The following is a 17,979-nucleotide window of genomic DNA, read 5'->3' on the forward strand; positions in this document are numbered from 1 at the left end:
GGAAAAAATGCTATAAAAAATTGTCAAAAGTAAAAAATTGCGCCAATATTGCCCGGAATTGCCCAAAAAGAAATATTCTTTTTACAAATTTCATGCAATTTAAGCACTCCAAAGCTTACGCCTGTTCCCACAAGCGCCCCAACTACTACATCAGTAGGATAATGTTTGCCAGCGACAACGCGCAAGACCCCGACAGCCCCGGCAAGCGTCAACGATGACGCCCATACGAGACTTTTGTACTTGGAGTTCGGATAAATTTCAGAGAACCACTCCCCTGTAAACACGGCTACCGTAAACGCAGCCGAGGCATGTCCCGAATAAAACGAACCATAAGCCTCGCCTCGCGCGGACTCCGCCTTTTTGCGACCTTCGCCCCGTTCCGCATAAATGTAAGGGCGCGGCCACAACTGCGTTGAACGCACCAGCTGGTTCAAGGCGTTCTGCAAGGCAAACGCTTCCACAAACATGAGCGAAAAGGCACCAAAGTCATGACCATCGGCATCGCCCTTGTACCAGGAGTACCCCGCCAACGCCAATGGAGCGACAGCCAAAGCCCCCGAATAATGGCTCACAGTCGTTGCCCATCCGCTGTAAAGCCCCGCAAACGGGCGGTCCCACGGTAACAGTTCTGATTTCGGCTTCAAGTCGCTCGATGAAATTTTCGACATCCCGTAGTACTGATAAACTCCAAGAACCGATGTCAAGACAATCCCTAGCGAAAGCGGGACATCCAAGCGGACTGAGACCTCGTAATGGCGAGGAACTTCCGCGCCGGGCATGTTCCGGGAAGCATCGGGCGCACCCAAGGCAAGCGTTGCCGAACACAACACCGCAAAAAGCACCCGAAATAAGCTTTTAAATCGCCCAGAAAACATCAAAAGTCCATCTAAAAATTTATATTCACAAACACAAACATACAAAAGTATTGGCGGAACACGTGACAAATTCGAATTTAAACCAGAACCGAGAACCAATCATCCCGAACATGGAACTTTTTGGAGCCATTTCCGACGAAATGCGCCTCAAGATACTGCTCCTACTGGACCAGTCCGAATTTACAGTCAACGAAATCAAGGACATTCTGGATATCCACCAGAGTAACGCAAGCCGCCACTTGGCAAAGCTTTCGCAATGCGGGCTCGTGAAAGACCGACGCGATGGAATCAAGGCCTATTACCGTCTGAGCGAAGAACTTTACATGAGCAGCCGTCTGTTGCAGATTATCCGCGAAGCCTACGATGAACTGCAGGACAAGGACATTCTCAAGTGCCGCGCCGCACAAGCGCTCGAAGAACGCACCGACAAGACCAAGGGACAAATCCATAAGCTCGACCAGGCCGGCGGAAGCCTCAAGGCACAAATCAGCCTGTTCAGCAAGCTCATGGTGCCGTTCGAAAACGCCGTGGACATTGGGTGCGGCGAAGGCGGCGACCTCTCGCTCATGCTCGCAAGCCGTTGCAAAAACGTGACCGCACTCGACTACGATCCAAAAATCATTAGCGGTTTCCAGCAGATTTTGCGCCAGAAAGGCATCGAAAACGTGACGCCGAAAGTCGCCGACATGACCCAGACGGGCCTTCCCTCTAACTACGCAGACCTCGTCTTGATGAGCCAAGTACTCCACCATGCAACAGACCCGCGCCTCGCCCTCAAGGAAGCAACCCGCATCTTGAAACCGGGTGGAATGCTTGCGCTTTTGGACCTCGCCCAGCACAAGGAAGAATCGTTCCGCACGACCCACGGCCACATTTGGCTTGGTTTTGAACGCAGCCAGCTCGAATTCTTTGTGAAGGAGCTCAACTGCAAGGTCGTCGAAAGCGAAATCATCCCAAGTGAAAACGAGGTCGATAAAAAGCTCCCCGTCATTTGCATGATTATCACGAAAGAGTAAAAATTCGCTTGACCATTTTGCGAAAATCAAATATCTTTACTAAAAAAGTCAAGGAGAAACCTTATGGGAAAACTGATTAAGTACGTCGTCATCGCAGCTGTGTGCATCATTTCTGCATTCGGCATCTACAGCCTCGTCAAGACGGCCAAGACCGACGAAAACACGCTCGAATAACATTCTTTCGAAAACTTATTCAAAGGCGAACAATTTAACAAACCGTAGCGGGCTTCCTCTGCGGTATTTTTATATTTCCAACTATGAATTTCCTCGACAAGAAACCAGCATTCTTTGTGGCCATGGCCGCAATTTTCTTTGCGATTTTGCTGTTCGTTTTCCGCGATTTCGCATTCGATTCCAGTCAACTCATGCTCAACAGCGACCAGCTGAACAGCATAGGCAACCGCATTTTGCGTACATTCGACGTCATCCTCACGGAATGGGACGATAGCCGCCTCGGCGGTGTCCCGACGATTGACGCACTATTCGGCGACGCCTACCACCCGCTCGTGTGGACGCAGTTCCTGATGGACCCGGCACGCGCCGTCGGGTTCAAGTTCATCCTCACGGTCTGGGTCGCATTCATGAGCGCCATGCTCCTCGCCTGGAACCTGACCAAGAACAAGTGGTGGGGAACGCTCCTCGGGTTCCTCTACGCATTTTCGCCGGAATACTTCACCTACATCTACGGAGGCCACGACGGCAAGATGATGGTTTTTGCCATTGCCCCGTTGGCACTCCTTGCCATCCGTAAGATTGTCCGTGACGGAAGCCTCCCCTATCTTTTTGTGTTTGCGCTAAGCGTCACGTGGATGATTCTCGGAAGCCACCTGCAGCTCACGTACCTCTTCTTGTGGGGAGCAGGCCTTTACACGCTATACGAAGCAGCCTTCCACTGCAACACGCTTGCCGTACGCGGTAAACGCATCGGGCTTGCAGCAGCAGCGCTTGCCTTTGGACTTGCACTCAGCAGTTTCCAGATTGTACCGCCTTACATTTACACGACAACGCAATCCGTCCGCGGTGAAGGCGAACACACCAATTACGGTCACGCCGTGAGCTGGTCCTTCCACCAGGAAGAAATGGCTCAAATGCTCATTCCGGGATTTATCGGTGTCGATGTCTATGAACAAGATGAAAAGTCCAACTCGTTCAAGGGCAGTTCCTTTGTCGATGTGACGATGGACGAATACCGCAAGATGGCCGAAGCCGGTAGCCAGGGTAGCCCGTTCTACTGGGGACACAACAGCTTCAAGCTCGACCACAACAACGCAGGCGCACTCCTCACGTTCCTCGGCTTCCTCTGCCTGTTCCTCCCGGGTAAGCGCCGCTGGGCAAGTTTCTGGGGACTCGGAGCCGTTGTCGCTTTGAGCTATGGCATGGGCGACCATTCTCCGCTCTTCAAGCTCTGGTACAATATTCTGCCGGGCGTCAAGAACTTCCGCGCTCCGGGCATGGCCCTTTTCTGGCTCCCGCTTTTGCTCGTGATGATGGCAGGCCCCGTACTTCGCACAGTTAGCGATCCGAACGAAAATACGACCAAGAACCGTCGCGCTCTCTTGCATGGAACCGCGATGTTCGTCATCCTACTTTTGCTCGTCGTGATTGCACGCTTCAACTGGACACTCTTTATCAGCCCGTTCGGACTTGTCGTTTGCCTTGCTTACGCAATTGCATGCCTTGGCGTGATGAGCCTCGATGATCAAGGCAAGGCGATTAACGTCCAAAACTTTGTCGATGCATTCAAGTCTAAGCTTCCGGGAACCTCTAGAGGCGTACAGGCCGCAGTTGTTATCGGATTTGCAATTATCGGTACATTCCTCATGAGCGGTCAAAAGCTCTTGAACGACCCCGTTACGGCCCCGTACTTCAAGCCGCTGAACGAAGTCGTGATGAACATGACCGCCTCTAAGATTATCCCGAGCTTCATCTTGATTCTCGTTGTGATTGGCGTGAGCATTGCCGTGTTCAAGTGGAAAGGGAGCACGCCAGCCAAGGTCGGCATTCTCGCAGCAGTTGCCGGCATTGAACTCATGACCATCAATGGAGCGTTTATCCAGAACGTGGCCGCTAACGAATACTTGCAGCCGAAAAACGGCATTGTAGCAGCCCTCAAGGCTCCTTACAAAGCAGATCCGATCAACCAGCCGCGTGTACTTTCGCTCTCCCGCAGTAAGGCTCTCAGCGGAAACATCTTCCCGCAATACCACATGCGCAATGCGGATGGTTTCCATGACAACGAACTTGCCAGCTACCGCGAATTCCGTGGCGGCCAGGGCAACGCCAACTATCTGATTAACGTCAACGATCCGACAGCACCGCACCCGTTCCTCGACTTGATGAACATCAACGCCATCATCTTCGATACGCAGCGCGGCACCTCCTACTTGCCAATCACGACTGCCATGGGCGAAGCCTACATCTACGGCGAATCGACCACGATGGAAGATTCCAAGGCCATTGACGCGCTTAAGAACGGATTTGCCTACCGCGAAAAGGTCATCCTCTCCGAAGAACCGCAAAACAAAGGTGAAGGAGGCATCGCACAGGGCAAGGCAAAGCTTATCGCAAGCCCGAAGATGGACACGCAAGTGTTCCAGGTCGAAAGCGACCGCGCAGGCTTCATGGTTGTCGCAGGCAACTACCACCCCTACTGGAAAGCAACCGTCAACGGCAAGGAAGCCAAGGTTTACAAGGCATTCGGCGACCTCCGCGCTGTTGAAATTCCGAAAGGCAAATCCGAAGTCCGCATGGAATACCGCAGTAAGCCATTCCATGCATGCCTCAAAGTTAGCTTGTTTGCAGCAATCTTGCTCATCGCTCTCGGAGCGTTCGTCTTCGTGAAAAGCAAGAAAACGAAGAACGCATAATACGTGAAACGCTCGACGCATCTATAATACGGGATGCGCATTCCACAAACGAAATGCGCGCAGTCCTACAACGGGATGCGCTAATTTCAATACAAGACGCTCGCCCAACGCGAGCGTTTTTTCGTACACAAAAAAATCCCGCCAGGGGTTACCTGACGAGATTTTAAAACGTTCAAAGCTATGAACTGCGGTATCTACTTCCCCGCTAAGTATAAGCGAGTGAGACAAGGCGTGGATGCGCGTAGCGTACTAAGGTACGTGAGCGCAGCCACAACGCAGTATCGCGAAGCTTAGACGACGCGGGTCATGCCGCTCATGCGTTCGCGGAGCCAAGCACCGACTTCTTCCACCGGATGCTGACGGATGTTCTTGTTCACCTTGATGAGTTCTTCGTTGTCGACAGCGTTGGTATTGCCTTCGTTGAAGATATCGCCAATGTCGCCCTTCTTGACTTCGTTCTTCATGAAGTCTGCGAGGAGAGGAACGCACTTGTTAGCAAACAGGTAGCAGCCGTATTCTGCAGTATCGCTGATGACGCGGTTCATTTCGAACAGCTTCTTACGAGCGATGAGGTTTGCAATGAGCGGAGTTTCGTGGAGGGATTCGTAGTAAGCGCTCATCGGCTTGATGCCCACAGAGCACATGGTTTCGAATGCGAGTTCCACACCGGCCTTGATCATAGCGGTCATGAGAACGCCACGGTCAAAGTATTCCTGTTCGGTGATCTGCTTGTCAGTTGCGGCAACCTTTTCGAATTCGAGTTCGCCAGTTTCGCCACGCCACTTGAGGAGGTCCTTGTCGCCAGCTTCCCAGTCGACCATCATCGTGCTGGAGAACTTGCCAGAGATGATGTTGTCCTGATGTTCCTGGTAGAGCGGCTTCATGATCTTCTTCATCTTTTCAGCAAGTTCCGTTGCGCGGATCTTAGCCGGGTTGGAGAGACGGTCCATCATGTTCGTGATGCCACCATGCTTGAGAGCTTCGGAAATCGTTTCCCAGCCGTACTGGAGGAGCTTCACAGCGTAAGCCTTGTCGATACCGAATTCCTTCACCATCTTGTCGTAGCAAAGGATCGTACCGGTCTGGAGCATACCGCAAAGGATGGTCTGTTCGCCCATGAGGTCAGACTTCACTTCGGCGACGAAAGAGCTTTCGAGAACGCCCGGACGGTCAGCGTGGAGACCAGCGGCGTAAGCCTTGGCATAGTCCCAGCCCTTGCCTTCAGGGTCGTTTTCCGGGTGGACAGCGATAAGGCACGGCATGCCGAAACCACGGAGGTATTCAGAACGAACTTCGGAACCCGGTCCCTTCGGAGCGACCATGATCACAGTGATGTCCTTGCGGATTTCCTGGCCTTCTTCGACGATGTTGAAGCCATGGCTGTAAGAGAGAGCTGCGCCCTTCTTCATGAGCTTCATGATAGCCGGGATCACGTTGTGGTGCTGCTTATCCGGTGTGAGGTTGCAAACGAGGTCTGCATCCGGAATCATTTCTTCATAAGTACCGACCTTGAAGCCGTTTTCAGTAGCGTTCTTCCAGGACTGGCGCTTCTGTTCGATGGCTTCCTTGCGGAGCGTGTAGGAAACATCCAAACCGCTATCGCGAAGGTCGAGACCCTGATGGAGACCCTGAGCACCGCAACCGACGAACACAATCTTCTTTCCCTTGAGGGCTTCAACACCACGGCTGAATTCAGAATGTTCCATGAAACGGCAGTGGCCAATTTCTTCGAGTTGGCGACGCATAGGGATTGAGTTGAAATAATTCATTTTTTTGAACCTCTGTTAAATAAAATGTTCCGCGGTAGAATATAGTAAATTCGGAATAAGGATTTCAGAAATAGGAAATAGAATCCAGAAAAAGAGCTTTTTCGACACAGAATTCATCCAATTACTTTGTTACAACTGTCGTCAGTACATTCTCTCCGCAAAAAAAATAGCCCCGTCGCTTGGACGAGGCTAAAAGGAGATCCCCGATCAAGTCGGGGATGACATGTTTAAGATTACCGTGAGCAACAAACGCCCGGTATTAACCGAGCGTGGTTGCGAGAGCGAGGCGAAGACGGAGTCCCCGCCTTGCATAAGAGCCGAGCGGTCTTATTTAGCGCGTTCAAGGTAAGAACCGTCGCGGGTATCCACGCGGATCTTGGTGTTGTTTTCGATGAAGAGCGGAATCATCACCTTAGCGCCAGTTTCGAGAGTAGCTTCACGCATCACGTTACCGCTGGTGTTGCCCTGAACTGCCGGAGGAGCGTCAACGATCATCAAGTCAACGAAGGTCGGCGGGATAACTTCGATCGGAAGTGTAGCCATCGTCTTCGGGTCCTTCCACCAAGTGACTTCGACAGTAGCGCCATCGAGGAGCCAAACTTCGCAGCCATTGAGAGCTTCCTTGGAGATTTCTTCAGTTTCCTGAGTTTCGCTGTTGAGGAAGTACCAAGTAGAACCGTCGTTGTAGAGGTAGGTCATTTCGGTGTAGGTCACATCAGCTTCTTCCACCGTATCACCGCTCTTCCAGGTGCGTTCGAGAGTACGGCCAGTCACCAAGTTCTTGATACGAACGCGGTTAAAAGCCTGACCCTTACCCGGCTTCACAAACTGGTTTTCGATGATTTCATACGGCTGACCATCAACCATGATTTTCAATTTTTTACGGAATTCGTTGGTGCTTACAGTACCCATATTATCCTCTTTTGGTTTTTGATTCTAAATTTAGCAATATAATGGACAATTCTGTTAAAACATTCACGCATATTTCTGAATTTTTAGACTATTTGGGCAATGATTTTACCGGTTTGACAAGCGAAATGCGCGCAAACCTCGACCAAGAGCCCACATTCGCATTCAACTGTTCCAAGCACTACGCCGACCTCATCAAGAATTCGGCCGAGCCCGTCAAACTGCTACGCGAGGTTCTACCGAGCAAGGACGAGCTCAAGGAAGCCCCCGGCTTTGTCGATGACCCCGTCGGGGACCTCCCCGCCGGCAAGTCCGAATGCATCTTGCAAAAGTACGAGAACCGCGCCCTCATCGTTTCGACTTCTGCCTGCGGTGTGCGCTGCAGGTTCTGCTTCAGACGCAACTACCCCTTCCAGGACACACAGAATATCGCGAGTGAAGTTTCGAACTGGCTGGATGTCCATACGAGCATTTGGGAAGTGATACTCTCGGGTGGAGACCCGCTCACGCTTGGCCCGGGACCGTTCCGCGACCTCGTGGAAGCAATCGCATTCCACCCGTCTGTGACGACGCTCCGCATCCACACGCGACTCCCGATCATGCGACCGGACCTCGTGATGCAGCATTTTGAACTTTTGCGAGAACTCCCCGCACGTTTCAACTGCGTGCTCGTGGTACACGTGAACCACCCTGATGAACTCGACGAAGAATCAGCCGCCGTTTTCGCACAACTTAAATTCAGCGGTTGGACACTCTTGAACCAAAGCGTTCTTTTGAAAGGCGTGAACGATGACGCCGAAACACTTGAACGCTTGAGCCGCAGGCTGTTCGAGCAAGGTGTACTCCCCTACTACCTGCACCAACTCGACCACGCGAAAGGCGTTGCCCATTTTGAAGTCAGCGACGAACGCGCCCGAGAACTCATCGCACAAATCCGCACCAAGCTCCCCGGCTATCAAGTGCCCAAGCTCGTGCGAGAAATCGCCGGAGAAAAGAGCAAAACGCCGGTGTAGATGCAGGAAAAAAGCGCCTAGCGTTTAGCAAAAATCCTCCGCAACAAAGCGAAGGATTTTGTTTTTAACAAGCCAGCACAGATTCGATGAATTTAATTTTTATCGTTTTTTTCGTTATTTATCATAACGATTAAGATATTTTCTTGTAAAAGCAAGCAAAAAAGCACCTCCAGATAAGACACCGAATATACCTTCTAGACATGCAAATAAGCGAGCCCAACCTACAGGGGTTATATCGCCGTAACCAACAGTAGTTATAGTAATCACTGAAAAATATAACGATTTTAAGAAATTATTTCCCACACAAATCGCTTTGCCACATTCATCAAAAAAATCCAACAAAGAAACATCCATTGTACCCAAATACAACAGTTCCAAAATTTTCTTTTTCGCACAAATCACATTTTCACAATCATCAACGCACAAATCGCCAAAAGGATTTTCTAGTCCAAAGCAATAAATTAACGCAAACCCCAATATAACAAACAAAAGCATGGAAAAAATAACCCGAGGTCTAATCATTCCTCCACATAATATGTAACATACTTTATGTAATCCAGACAAACCTTGCTTATTCTTATAATAAATCAAATCCGCATAATGATCTACGGTAACACATAATTTGTTTTTTTCAAAAAAATCAAAAACATTATCAACTTTTTCTTTTTTTTCACCAACTTCACCTTTAGGGTAATCTTTTAAATCAATCTTGCTAAATGGAATTTTCGAAAGAGATATGGGAAAATTTTTCCATTCACCCACCCATTTCCCAGAAAGCGAATTTTTCACTTCAAATTTAGTACAAAACTTAGACTCCAATATCACTTCGGATGAACCCATCAAAAATGAACGGATACAGCAACACATCAGATTACCCAAAGTTACATTAGCAGCTTCACTCGATAAAGTTCCCATAGAAACACAGTTTCCAAACACATGATATTTTCCAAAACGCAAAACAATTGAATCAATCATCGTTTCTTCAATAGACAAAAGACACAAATCAGCCCAAACATCCAACGCTCCAAAAACAAAGCAATTTTGAATTACTATTTCTTTTGCATCATAGAATTGAAGATTCCCTATAATTACACAATTTTGTAATACAATTTTCTTTTTGACACGAAAACTAGGCAAAGTTTTTTCTCGAACTATAGCATTAGCCAACACAACACCTTCACTTGAGCTTTTCTTAATGTTATATAAATCAAGAAAAGTCATTAACTTAAATTGACTATCTTCAGCTTTTTTATCAACAATATCATTAAAAATTTTCAAGCATTGCTTTCTAGTGTATTTTTTATATTTGTCTATTAAATTTTCCATTATTAATCCTTTATTTCACCGTGAAAAATTTAGAACAAAATTCTATTAGTAACTAATACATTTTTATTACTTTGCTAATTTTTTCGACGTAAGTCCCCAAAATTAAAGTTTAATTTTCGTAGGGATTCACAAAGCGAAGGATTTTATTTTTAACAAGCCAGCACAGATTCGATGAATTTGCGCTCTAGGAATTCGTCGAAATCTGTTGGACGCATAACACGCAGGTTATCGCCTTTGCTATAAACCAAGCAATTTCCTTCAAGCCCGCCATACCAATTCATGCCCTTGAAAACAAGAGTCATCCGGTCATCAAAAGCATAATCTATGGCGTCATATTCAGAGTCCAGTGCAGTTTCTACACCGTTCAGGTATGGATGGAAAAGCGCGGCGTTGTACTTGGGCTTGAATTTTTCGACAAACACGCTTTCGGCAGCCATCGAGAGCAATTCGATAGACGGCAACCGTTTGCCAGCCAACGGCGCTTGGAATTCATTTATCGAAACCGCATTACCGATCAAAAGACTATTATCCCGTTCTTCGACATCAAAGAACAAGAGCACAACGTCGTCGCGAATATCCTCGCAATCCTCAATTTCAGATTCAAGAAGTTCAAGGAATGTTTCGTGATGACGATGATGCTTCACGGCGCTTTCGTCCACCACAATTCCAATGTACATCGGTTCATAATTCCAAAGGAAACATTTGGTTTTATCCAAGTTTGGAATTCGAAGCAACCTATTAGAATATAAGTACAAGAGTTTCTCGGGCGTAAGCCAAGCAACAAAAGAGTCATCGTCCAGACACTTTTTCAGTTCCTTGTCGGTCGCCTTTTCATAGAACGCCGTATCAATCTCATAGAATTTTATTCCGTGAGTTTTTGCGACAACTTCATCTTTGGCGAGAATGTGCGGCTTTTCTGCACCAACATCAACAACAAGAGTTTTCTTTTCACTCGGCTTAAACAGCGGTTCAGTTGCAGGGATAGAAACACTTACTCGACCACATTCGCTCACGAGGTCAAGATCAACTTTATGGCCCGAAAATTTCACATTACAAAAATCAATGCGAAGCTTTTTTGCCACCATATAGACGCGAGCTTTTCCAAGCGATTTACGATAATCGACATCATTCTTAGCCCACGCAATATCGTGGAAAGCTAACGGGCAACACGCCAACTTCAATGTCGTAGAAATCACCTTCATCTCATCCTCGCTAAATCACCCAAACCAAGGCAAAACATAAAACTTTTAACACAAAATTTCGAGAAAAGAGCCGTAAATAATTGCTTTTAATTTCTTACGATATTGCCGAATTTTACAGGAAATGGCGAAACCGAAGTTCCGCCATGTAAAGGTTTACAAGATGTGGAAAAGGAATATTTTACCAATTAGAGACAACCTCACCATGTTCATCTTTGGCAACGCCACACAATATGAGAATAACTTCAATAAAAATCCATATAGCTAAAGGAATGTACAAAAGAAAACCTATTCCTAATGTCAGGATTCCTACAATTGGGATAACTACCTGAGCAGCAACTTGAGCCACCCCCCTTTCTGTATGACCTAAATAAAAATTATGAACGCCCAAATAGCCAAAAAATATAGCAAACAAGAATGCTACAGCCCGGCTTTTCGGAGAGACATGTTCAATATCCATGAAATTATTTTCACTAGGGAAATACGATTTCGAAGATGATTCTGAATCAGGTGTGTTACCAGCAAAAGTAAACAACAATTTAATACCACAACCCCTACAATACTTTCCTTCATCAGGATTCCAACATCCACATTTAGGACAATACATCAAACAGCTCCTTTTTCAACTAATCTTTTTTTCTAAAAAACCGAGTCCTGTTCATCTTCAATCTTATTCGCATTTTCAAAATAATAATAGAGAATCAACCATGGATCCTCTTGAGCTTCATCAGCTCTACACTCAAGTGTAATCAACGCAACATTCTCTTTTATTGAATCACTTGGTTTCCAAATAGCTCCTAAAGTTCTCGCCCCATTTTTTAAGGTATAAAGCCAATAATTTTCTTCTATAAAAGCAGATTGAGGATCAACCTCATCTCGAACTAAGGGAACTCCATACTTTTTTGAGATTCTGTCTTTAACTTCATTAAACAAGCTACGTAACTCCACTCCATACCTGTTCGTTTTAACACCAGATGAAATAGCCCTTATTTCATATAATCCTTTCAGTCCATCAACAAGAACCACATAAAGTTCAAACCTTGGATGTACCTTCTTAGGTTTTATTAAATATTGGTCATTCTTTATATGTACCGGTTTCTCGACACATTCTTTTTCAATTTCCTTCAGTGACATTCCCATTTTCAAACCAAATGGAGATGCCCAAGCAATGAGCGGAAGTAAAACAAAAATTAGAAGAACTATTTTTTTCATATCAATTACCAATAATTAAATATAACTTTTTAAGCCATAGATATATAAACGTTGTATAAAAGGAGATGCCCGCTTTCGCGGGCATGACAAGTTCGGCGATTCTCGCGCTTCTCGATCGCGACACGTCTCGTTTCACGCAAGAACAATTACTGGATCCTTCGCCTAGTAGGCTCAGGAAGACGAGATTACCTTACAGCACGCCTTTGCTGCTGGGGACGCCCTTCACGTTGCGGGAGGGTGCGACAGCCATGGCGACGGCGCGGGCGAAAGCCTTGAAGATGGATTCTAGGCAGTGATGGTTGTCATTGCCGTAGAAGAGTTCCACGTGCAAGTTCATGCGTGCGTTTTCGCAGAGGCTCTTGAAGAAGTGTTCGAACATGCTAGCTTCGATTCCGCCTGCGGTTGCAGCAGGGAGCTTCACATTCCAGACAAAGCCGATGCGATTGCTAAAGTCGATGCACACGCGGCTCAAGGCTTCGTCCATCGGGACAAAGTAAAAGCCATAACGTTCGATGCCCTTCTTGTCGCCGAGGCATTCAACGAGAGCCTGGCCAAGCACGATGGCGATGTCTTCCATGCTATGGTGCATATCGACTTCGGTATCGCCCTTGCAGGTCAAATCGAGATGGAATCCGCCATGCACTTGGAACAAATTCAGCATGTGATCCAAGAAGCCCGAGCCCGAGCTAATCTGACCTCTGGAGCAATCGTCCAGATTCAAGAAAAGTTGAATGTCGGTTTCACTCGTCTTACGAGAAATCTTAGAAGAACGCATCTTAGCACCTCTTATTTAAGGACACGACCGTCATAAACGCTAAAGCGAGCCACGCGGCCAAACTTCGGCACAGGCACCGGAGTTTCCACGCCGTTCAAGTACATCTTGCCAATGGCACGCGGTTCACCAATCACAATGTAGAGCGTACCGCTTGCGGTATAGACAAGCTTGTTGTCAACCGTTGCGATGTTCGCTTCTTTCACAAAATCATCATCGTCTTCATCACGCTTGATGCCGACCCAAGAACGCATTTCGCCAGAACCAACGAGTTCAATGCGAGTGCGGCCGTTATCCGAAACCGGGCCCGTCACCGTCGTATCTTTCTTGGAGGTCGATGAGATAAAGATCGTTGCAGATGCCGGGAGGTTTTCGGCCTTTTTCACAGCCTTGTCGACTTCGGCCTGAGTCACCTTTTCGTTCTTGACGGAATCAACAGGAACTGCTTCAGCTCCTTCAGGCATATCCTGATTGACTTCTGCGGATTCTTCAGCAGCAACCGCCGCAGGAGGATTGGCGCTAGCGTCAGAAGCAGCCTTTTCACGGTTCACAAAATGGAGTCCGACAATGAGAAGAGCCAAAATAACCACGATAGCTATAGGCACGGCCTTGCTGCGCGGCTTCTTTTCGTCTTCAGTCATCGGAGCGATATTCTTGATGGGTTCAGCTTCACGGATTTCGTAGCTAGAGCCCACTTCTTCGGTGTACATTTTAAGGACGGCCTTTGCATCCAAGCCGAGCTTCGAACTCACAGAATTCAAATAGCTACGGACATAAGCTTCTACCGGCAAAGACTTCCAATCGCTCGATTCAATAAAATGGAGCATCTTTACCGAGATTTTCGTGCGCTCGGAAAGATCATCAATAGTAAGTCCTTGAGATTCACGAACGCGGGCCAAAAAGTCACCAAGGCGTTCGTTTGGATTTTTCTCTTCCAACTGAATCATTTGCTATACCCTAACTTGTAAACCATCCAACATTTCCAATGTACGTGCAACTGGCAACCCAACCACGTTGTAGTAGCAACCATTGATAGACTTGATCAAGCGCGCGCCATTCGTCTGAATGCCGTAGGCGCCAGCCTTATCCATCGGGTCCTTAGAATTTACATAATCTTTGAGTTCTTGTAAGGTGCAGTTTCTAAAAAACACCTCTGTTTTCTCCTCAGACGCGCTGAGGATTTCTCCGTTACGGGCAATCGCAACTCCGGTGATGACAAAATGGCTACGATTGTTTAGTTTGCTTAACATTTCAAGTGCGTTTGCTTCGGATTTGGGCTTGCCCAGCGGAACGTTATCCAAAAACACGAGCGTATCAAAGCCGAGCACGTAAGCATCGCGTTCCTGACGAGAAACGGACAGCGCCTTGATGCAGGCGTTTTCACGCGGAAAATCAAGCGGGTTTGTGCTTGTGGGCTTTTCATCTTCGCCCGAGACAACAACACGGAACTTTACACCCAACTGTTTTAAAATTTCGGAACGGCGCGGAGAACCGCTAGCCAGAACAATTTCAGATTCAATCATAATATCTTTTTAGTTACCAGTTAACTCTTTCGTCTCTCGTCTACAGGCTCGAAGAGGCGTTCTCTCATCTAACTTATTCATAGCTCTTTGTATCGGTGCTGCCGGCGTTAAGCTTGATATCCGGCAAGTCGCGCACGTAAATCGAGAAGCTCCAGCCTGCAGCAGGGCCTGTCGGCGTCCATGTAAAATCGAGTTGCCAGCAATGCAACACACGCTTGAACGTGAATTCATGAGAGACAAACTTACCTTCGTTATAATCGTAACGGGTGCTATAAGAGACATCCCAGTTGACGGTCGGCTGGAACGTCGCCGAGATTCCCGTCGAATGCGAGATGTTGTCCTTAAACAAATTCTTAGCCACGCGGGTACTGCTGAACGAATAGCGATAATCCAAGCTCAAAGACCACTTGAGCATTTCATACTTTTCAAGCTGCGAAGGAAGGCCTCCATTAAACGTACCGCTCCAATGGAAATTCTTCGAAAGCTCATAGCCCCAGTATGTAAGTTCCGGAAACCTTACCTTGTTCGGATTCGTGTCATACTTATGGTAGAAACTATGACGCGTATTGATCGTAAACATGTAATCCGGCAAAATCTGGAAACCGAACGAAGATGATATATCCGAGAAATTCAGCGAGTCCGCCGCAAAGTTGTACGAAAAACTATGCCTTGTCGTCAGCAAGCGACGCGTGCCATACTGGTCTTCGACCGCTTTTGCCTTTTTCGTAGAATCGCCTGTCGTATCCACATGGCCTACCACCTTGAGGTACTTGATATCAAAGTCGTTGCTCAGGCTAAAGCCAATCGTCTGTTGCTTTTCTTGATACGGATACTGACCCAAATACGGGTGCGGAGCAAACTTCTTGACCGTATCAATTTCAGGAGCGTACGTGTAAGAAATACTCGGTGAAAGCACATGACGGACACCGGTAAAGCGACCGATTTCAGGAACCCAGATACCATAAAGTTTCGTATCGGCGGTCAAGCTGTAATTGTGGTTGTATGCAACATTACCGAACGTACCTTCATCCGGATTGAAACTCATATAACGTTTTCTCTTGTACAGAGAATCGTTCGGATTACGCCAAGATGTGCCCGTCCAATAGCCCGTAAACGAAGCACGAGGCGTAATGTTGATGACGTCAAAAAGGCGCCCAGAGTAATCCAAAGTGTACGTACCCGTATAGCCCAGGTAATGCGCGGTCGTATCCTTGTTCTGCGTCGTATCACGTTCACGGTGCGACTTGTAGTTGAAACGGTTCGTAAAGCTATAGTTGAACTTTTCAAGGAACGACTGGAATGAGCCGTCTTCGGCCGCAATCTCATCTTCGTCCAGTTCAAAGTTGAAAAGGTTGCCGCTCATGCGGTACTGGATATCAGGCAAATCCCTTTCGAGCATGCCCGTCGTGAGGTTATGGTTCTGCGAAATCTTAACCGTCAAGCTCTTATTGTTACCGAATTTACCAGAGTACGCCAACGAAGCATTCGCCTGCTGGTTCAAGATTGTGCTTGCCTCTAGCGAGTTGTTCTTACGAACGCCCCGATCACTCACAAAAGAGCCCTGGCCACTCAATGTATGCTTGGCATCGGGAGTCAAGTTCTGGTTATGCGAGAACTCGATATCATAGCCACTACGTCCAAAGTCAAATTCTTCGAGGTAACTCGTGTACTTGAGGCGGCCATCCAACAGATAGCGTTTTTTATAGCGGATTTCGCCCGAGAGCGTAGAACGTTCGAACCTAGCCTCGTCACCTTCAATAATGTCTGCGGCAAGAGTTGCATCCCAGTAATCATTTGCGGCATAATAGAAACCGATATTACGCAAGTAGTAACCTTGTTTCTGGTCACCACCGAACTTGGGAGTCAAAAGCCCCGACTTGCGTCCGCTCTTGAGAGGCGCCACAATCATCGGCAGAACCGCCACCGGCACATCGGCAATGTTCAAGACCACAGGCCTTGCCGTAATCGTTTCCTTGGGCTTCACCACCATGCGGCGGCCATAGAAGTAAAAGTGCTGGTGCGTCGTATCGTTACACGTACTGAAGTCACCGCGAGCAATCTGGATTCGCGTATCCGGCAAACGTCGGACTTCCATACCATTCAGTTGCTGGTTATCCTGGAACGTCGTCGCGAAATAGACCTCGCCTATTTTTGATTTGAGATTGTACTTGAGCCTCATCCCCGAAAGCGACGGGTTCTTGGCTTCACGGAGAATTGGATTGCCAGAAGCCGCAAGGATCTGATTTTTCTGGTCCATCCAAATTGTGTCAGATTCGAGCGTTGCCGTACGGTACTTGAGCTGCGCCGACTTGTTCAAGTTGAACGTCGAAGTTTCTACATCATACACAAGATCGACGGCGTGATATTCAATCGTATCTACACCAGTCGTATCGTTCATCCAATCGACCTCAGTCGTATCTTCTACAGGCTGTTCGCGCTTTTCAAGTTCAAAGCGAGTCATCTCCTCGCCATAAGAGCAAGGAGCGAAGACCGCAGCGATTACAATTGCGAAAACGGCCCACAGAAAACAATGGGTTTTGGATAAAATCACGGTGCAACAAGATAGAAAAAAAAGAACGCTCCGTGAAAGAAGCGTTCTTCAAGCTTACAAAAATCTACCCAGCAAGCTAGGCAATTGCGCATGGCGCAAGTTACTTCAGCACAGCGTTTGCACCGCTTACGCTACCATTGTGATCAATGGAAATAACATAGCGGCCATTCGGAACCTGAGAGCCGTCCCAGTTGAGCGAATTCACGCCAGCGACAGCATTATCAAGGCTGAGCTTTGTCACCAGTTCGCCATCGGCATTCAAGATCGTTACAGTGGCGCGACCCGGAGACTTGAGCGTAAATGCAATAGCCTTGCGGTTGAAGAGACGGAGGCTTGCATCACCCGTATGAACCGGAGTAGCCTTGGAAAACTTCGGAGCAGACTTTGCCTTTTCCACATAAATTCCGTTGACATCAGCAGAAGCAACAGAAACATCGTTCTTGATGAGGTTACCGCGGCTAAGCACAGCAACGAGCTGCTTGTCATTTTCAGTAGCGCTTGCAAACGTTTCGAGTTCCTGAACGTTCACGCGGTCCTTGTCGCCATACCAGCTCTTGACAGCCTTGTTGTCCAAGTCCTTCACCGTTATCTGAGCGCGACGAATCACGGTAGAATAGGTTTCGCCATTGCTCGTATAGGTGATTTCGAGCGGCTTATTGACCTGACCGCGAAGCTTAGACTTTGAAAATTCAATATCCTGTCCCTTGAGGCTTACACCATCAACAGACGTGATGACATCGCCAGCACGGAGATTGGTTTCTGCAGCCGGAGTTCCCGGAATGACTTCTGCCACATGGACACCTTCGCGCACTTGATAAATCGTAATGCCGACGCCACCAAAGGATTCGTCAGCCATAAGCGGAGCCGTCATCATAGCGGCAATCAAAGAAGCCTTAACGAAAGAATTCATAAAAATCTCCTTAATTTTTACTTTCTTAATATAATAT

At 47.6% G+C, this 17,979-nt stretch carries 15 protein-coding genes; 3 read left to right on the forward strand and 12 right to left on the reverse strand.

Features of this window, described 5'->3' with window-relative positions:
• Positions 1 to 23: 23 nt before the first annotated feature.
• On the reverse strand, positions 24 to 842 hold the full coding sequence (locus CRN95_RS01650) for a phosphatase PAP2 family protein (protein ID WP_159462252.1): 819 nt from the start codon (positions 840 to 842) through the stop codon (positions 24 to 26).
• A gap of 95 nt (positions 843 to 937) precedes the next feature.
• Between CRN95_RS01650 and CRN95_RS01655 the strand changes: the two genes are divergently transcribed.
• Positions 938 to 1,891, forward strand: a complete 954-nt coding sequence (locus tag CRN95_RS01655; RefSeq protein ID WP_235002810.1) for a metalloregulator ArsR/SmtB family transcription factor — start codon at positions 938 to 940, stop codon at positions 1,889 to 1,891.
• 257 nt (positions 1,892 to 2,148) lie between these two features.
• Entirely contained in the window at positions 2,149 to 4,758 is a 2,610-nt protein-coding gene (locus CRN95_RS01660) for a hypothetical protein (protein ID WP_097019925.1), read from the forward strand.
• 290 nt (positions 4,759 to 5,048) lie between these two features.
• On the opposite strand, the gene ilvC is transcribed toward CRN95_RS01660, so the two are convergent.
• Together ilvC and efp are read right to left on the reverse strand one after the other, a co-directional pair.
• On the reverse strand, positions 5,049 to 6,527 hold the full coding sequence (ilvC, locus tag CRN95_RS01665; protein WP_088630280.1) for a ketol-acid reductoisomerase: 1,479 nt from the start codon (positions 6,525 to 6,527) through the stop codon (positions 5,049 to 5,051).
• Positions 6,528 to 6,854: 327 nt separating this feature from the next.
• Positions 6,855 to 7,439, reverse strand: a complete 585-nt coding sequence (gene efp / locus CRN95_RS01670) for an elongation factor P (RefSeq protein ID WP_072827029.1) — start codon at positions 7,437 to 7,439, stop codon at positions 6,855 to 6,857.
• Between the two features lie 41 nt (positions 7,440 to 7,480).
• Here efp and CRN95_RS01675 point away from each other — a divergent pair, with 41 nt between their 5' ends.
• Positions 7,481 to 8,449 (forward strand): KamA family radical SAM protein, encoded by a 969-nt coding sequence (locus CRN95_RS01675; protein WP_097019926.1) that lies wholly within the window; start codon positions 7,481 to 7,483, stop codon positions 8,447 to 8,449.
• A 114-nt stretch (positions 8,450 to 8,563) separates the two neighbouring features.
• Here CRN95_RS01675 and CRN95_RS14885 read toward each other — a convergent pair whose 3' ends face one another.
• From CRN95_RS14885 to CRN95_RS01720, 9 genes are all read right to left on the reverse strand, one after another.
• Positions 8,564 to 9,775 carry a potassium channel family protein gene (locus tag CRN95_RS14885; RefSeq protein ID WP_200816172.1) on the reverse strand — a complete coding sequence of 404 codons (1,212 nt, stop codon included), beginning with the start codon at positions 9,773 to 9,775 and terminating at the stop codon, positions 8,564 to 8,566.
• 149 nt (positions 9,776 to 9,924) lie between these two features.
• Positions 9,925 to 10,977, reverse strand: a complete 1,053-nt coding sequence (locus CRN95_RS01685; protein WP_097019927.1) for a hypothetical protein — start codon at positions 10,975 to 10,977, stop codon at positions 9,925 to 9,927.
• A 178-nt stretch (positions 10,978 to 11,155) separates the two neighbouring features.
• Positions 11,156 to 11,581 carry a TM2 domain-containing protein gene (locus CRN95_RS01690; protein WP_200816173.1) on the reverse strand — a complete coding sequence of 142 codons (426 nt, stop codon included), beginning with the start codon at positions 11,579 to 11,581 and terminating at the stop codon, positions 11,156 to 11,158.
• Between the two features lie 32 nt (positions 11,582 to 11,613).
• Entirely contained in the window at positions 11,614 to 12,198 is a 585-nt protein-coding gene (locus CRN95_RS01695; protein ID WP_145993952.1) for a hypothetical protein, read from the reverse strand.
• Positions 12,199 to 12,376: 178 nt separating this feature from the next.
• Entirely contained in the window at positions 12,377 to 12,961 is a 585-nt protein-coding gene (hisB, locus tag CRN95_RS01700) for an imidazoleglycerol-phosphate dehydratase HisB (RefSeq protein ID WP_073422978.1), read from the reverse strand.
• Positions 12,962 to 12,972: 11 nt separating this feature from the next.
• On the reverse strand, positions 12,973 to 13,905 hold the full coding sequence (locus tag CRN95_RS01705; protein WP_097019929.1) for a helix-turn-helix transcriptional regulator: 933 nt from the start codon (positions 13,903 to 13,905) through the stop codon (positions 12,973 to 12,975).
• A gap of 3 nt (positions 13,906 to 13,908) precedes the next feature.
• Entirely contained in the window at positions 13,909 to 14,481 is a 573-nt protein-coding gene (locus tag CRN95_RS01710) for a nucleoside triphosphate pyrophosphatase (RefSeq protein WP_235002811.1), read from the reverse strand.
• Positions 14,482 to 14,554: 73 nt separating this feature from the next.
• The gene (locus CRN95_RS01715; RefSeq protein ID WP_097019930.1) at positions 14,555 to 16,942 is read right to left on the reverse strand and encodes a putative LPS assembly protein LptD; all 2,388 of its coding nucleotides are present in this window, start codon (positions 16,940 to 16,942) and stop codon (positions 14,555 to 14,557) included.
• Positions 16,943 to 17,132: 190 nt separating this feature from the next.
• Positions 17,133 to 17,942, reverse strand: a complete 810-nt coding sequence (locus CRN95_RS01720) for a PDZ domain-containing protein (RefSeq protein ID WP_097019931.1) — start codon at positions 17,940 to 17,942, stop codon at positions 17,133 to 17,135.
• Between the last annotated feature and the right edge of the window lie 37 nt (positions 17,943 to 17,979).

The organism is Fibrobacter sp. UWB16 (assembly GCF_900215325.1).
Taxonomy (GTDB): domain Bacteria; phylum Fibrobacterota; class Fibrobacteria; order Fibrobacterales; family Fibrobacteraceae; genus Fibrobacter.

Bases quoted from the DNA above. Each gene is read 5' to 3' on its own strand.
- CRN95_RS01660 (WP_097019925.1), top strand. From the start codon at position 2,149: ATGAATTTCCTCGACAAGAAACCAGCATTCTTTGTGGCCATGGCCGCA.
- ilvC (WP_088630280.1), bottom strand. From the start codon at position 6,527: ATGAATTATTTCAACTCAATCCCTATGCGTCGCCAACTCGAAGAAATT.
- efp (WP_072827029.1), bottom strand. From the start codon at position 7,439: ATGGGTACTGTAAGCACCAACGAATTCCGTAAAAAATTGAAAATCATG.
- CRN95_RS01675 (WP_097019926.1), top strand. From the start codon at position 7,481: ATGGACAATTCTGTTAAAACATTCACGCATATTTCTGAATTTTTAGAC.
- CRN95_RS14885 (WP_200816172.1), bottom strand. From the start codon at position 9,775: ATGGAAAATTTAATAGACAAATATAAAAAATACACTAGAAAGCAATGC.
- CRN95_RS01685 (WP_097019927.1), bottom strand. From the start codon at position 10,977: ATGAAGGTGATTTCTACGACATTGAAGTTGGCGTGTTGCCCGTTAGCT.
- CRN95_RS01690 (WP_200816173.1), bottom strand. From the start codon at position 11,581: ATGTATTGTCCTAAATGTGGATGTTGGAATCCTGATGAAGGAAAGTAT.
- hisB (WP_073422978.1), bottom strand. From the start codon at position 12,961: ATGCGTTCTTCTAAGATTTCTCGTAAGACGAGTGAAACCGACATTCAA.
- CRN95_RS01705 (WP_097019929.1), bottom strand. From the start codon at position 13,905: ATGATTCAGTTGGAAGAGAAAAATCCAAACGAACGCCTTGGTGACTTT.
- CRN95_RS01710 (WP_235002811.1), bottom strand. From the start codon at position 14,481: ATGATTGAATCTGAAATTGTTCTGGCTAGCGGTTCTCCGCGCCGTTCC.
- CRN95_RS01715 (WP_097019930.1), bottom strand. From the start codon at position 16,942: ATGACTCGCTTTGAACTTGAAAAGCGCGAACAGCCTGTAGAAGATACG.
- CRN95_RS01720 (WP_097019931.1), bottom strand. From the start codon at position 17,942: ATGAATTCTTTCGTTAAGGCTTCTTTGATTGCCGCTATGATGACGGCT.